A 2,379-nucleotide genomic window follows, 5' to 3' on the forward strand; every position below is an offset into this window, starting at 1 on the left:
GCCGCACAAGCGCTACGGCCTGGCGGTGATCGCCACGACCGCCGCGGCGCACGTCGAGGCCAACCACAGCCTGCGGATGGCAGCGTGGAGCACGCACACGGGGCAGACGCAAGGTCCCGTCAAGTTCGAGTTGGCAGCGGTCAGGGTAGCGAGCCGTGCGGCGAAGAACCTGCTGTGGCCAGGCTCGTGTGGTCGGCTTGCGCCGTGGAGGCTGGGGTTTCGGAGCCGAATCGGCGCTCTTGAGCCTGTCTGGGCTGCGTGGGAGCAGAGCCGTGGCATCCGGCAGCCTTTCCGGCAGGGGCTTGAAGGAGATGTGCTGCTTGCGAAGGCTCAGGCGGCCTTGGTGGCATGCGCGACGGCACGGCCTGCGAGGCGGGCGAAGGCCCGCCGGCTCACCCGGCAACACCTCCTGGTTGCGCTGGCGATGTTTTTCTCGCCGTTCAGGCGGTGGATTGCGATCGCGAGGTTGCGCAGGCTGGCCATCACCCGTGGCCCCGCTCCGGTCCGGATTCGCGATCGGTCCTCGTCGAACGTCACATCCCGGACGTAGTGGAGGCTGTTCTCGATGCACCAGTGGCCGCGCAGCATGACGGCGAGGGCCCGTGGCGATGCCTCTCTGCGCGAGAGGTTCGTGATCGCGAAGACGATCTCCGGTTCACCGAGCTTCTCGCCGCGGAGGTTGGTGCGCTCGCGAACTATCGCGGCGATCTGTCGAGCCGAGGGGAAGCCGGGCAGAGGATGGGCGGGGTCAACGGTGCGGACTCGGATCGTCCTCTCCTCCATGCGACCGTGACCGCGGCCCTCTTCGGCCCAGTTGGCCTTCATGTTCCACCAGGGCAGATCGACCACCTTCTCGGCGAGCGTCGGCTGGTTGTCCTTGACCGTCAGGATGTAGTGCCCCCTTTTTCGGCCACCGCCTGCGCGGTGGCCGTCTGGGTGTGCATCGCGTCTATCGTGACGGTCACGCCCTTCAGGTCGAGGCCCTCGATCATCCTCTGGACCGCGGGGATCTCATTGCTCTTGTCGGCCACCTGCTGCTGCGCGATCACCACCCCCTCGCGGTGGGTGAACGCGGCCACCAGGTGCACCTGCTTCTGGCGATCACCATTGTGACTGCCGCGCAGTGCCTTGCCGTCGATCGCGATCACGTTGCCGGGAAGCTCGACGCCCTGCTCGCACGCCCACTTCGCGAAGGCCCGGTCCACGGCTTCTCCGTCCACCGAACTGATCGTGCGACGGAGCGTTGGCTCGCTCGGTGCCTTGAAACGCCCAGTCCGCGCGTTCCGCCGGCAGCCAAGCGTCCGGAGCAGATCCTGCGGCACGTCCACGACCCATTCGGCGATCGCCGCGTAGCTCTTCTGCCCCGCGAGAACTGCTGCGATCACGAGAACGAGCAGTCCGGCAGATTCGCGATACGAACGCCCTCGCCGACTGCGAGGATCCGGAACCTGCAACAGGGCCTCGTAGAGACTCCCTGCACCAACCAGCTTCAACGACAGCGAATCCATGCCTTGCTCCTTCGAGCCCCACTCGGGATGCGGTTGCGGGTCGCAGAGAAGGCTGCACGCGCGCCGGTGCAGCGGCTTCACGAGGATGCGCTTGAGCACGCCGTGCTCGTGGTACGTCCCTCCGCGGCGACCAAAACCCTTGGTCTCGCCCAGCAGGCTCCATCCTGCCGCTCGATAGCACGTGCCCGTGAAGCGGGCGCTCTCCACGAAGGTCTCGGCCAGCAGTACCGGATGCCCGAACGCAGCCTGCCAGTCTCGCGAAAGCCGACGGCAGCTCAGACCCAGAACGCGCGACGCCAAGTGTGGCTGTCTTGCCCCGGGCAACACCAGAAACCGCGAGTTGTTCACGATCAGCCGCAGTCGCGGCCATCGCAACCTCTCGGGCCAACCAATCCAGGTGTCTCGCGGCCTGCACTTGAACGCCGCGGTGCTCCAGCCCAACAACGCCAGCCATCGATCCCCATCGGTCGCCACGTATCGCAGAGCCTCTCCCACCAGCACCGAGCTGTGCAGGTAGTGCTCCTTGATCATCAGCCGATCGAACGATTGTCGCTCATCTGCTCGAATCGGTCGCACCGCCACCCGCCGTAGATCTACCGCCTTGTCGACCACGCAGGCGATGGGACCACGGAGCGATCCTCGATGCCAGGAGAATCCGCAAAAGCCTCTGTCCTCACCGATTCAGATCAACTCGACAGAACCCTGCGGGAGGGACGGATCGCCGAGCCTACCTCCACCTCTCGGCCCGCCCCAGGAACTCCTCACCCGAACGCGCCGAACCCCTGTGTCACGGTCGTATCGGGCGTGATGACGTGACACGGAACACGCAACGAGAACCTCCTCGTCAGGTCATCGGGCCTGCAACGCAACA

2 protein-coding genes are annotated in these 2,379 nt (G+C 66.0%); both read right to left on the reverse strand.

Annotated features, from left to right (window positions below; translation table 11 throughout):
• Positions 1–330 precede the first annotated feature (330 nt).
• Entirely contained in the window at positions 331–891 is a 561-nt protein-coding gene (locus GY725_26830) for an ISAs1 family transposase (protein ID MCP4007814.1), read from the reverse strand.
• On the reverse strand, positions 885–2,084 hold the full coding sequence (locus GY725_26835; GenBank protein MCP4007815.1) for an ISAs1 family transposase: 1,200 nt from the start codon (positions 2,082–2,084) through the stop codon (positions 885–887). The genes GY725_26830 and GY725_26835 overlap by 7 nt, the downstream gene beginning before the upstream one ends.
• Positions 2,085–2,379 lie beyond the last annotated feature (295 nt).

Source organism: bacterium (assembly GCA_024226335.1).
GTDB lineage: Bacteria > Myxococcota_A > UBA9160 > SZUA-336 > SZUA-336 > JAAELY01.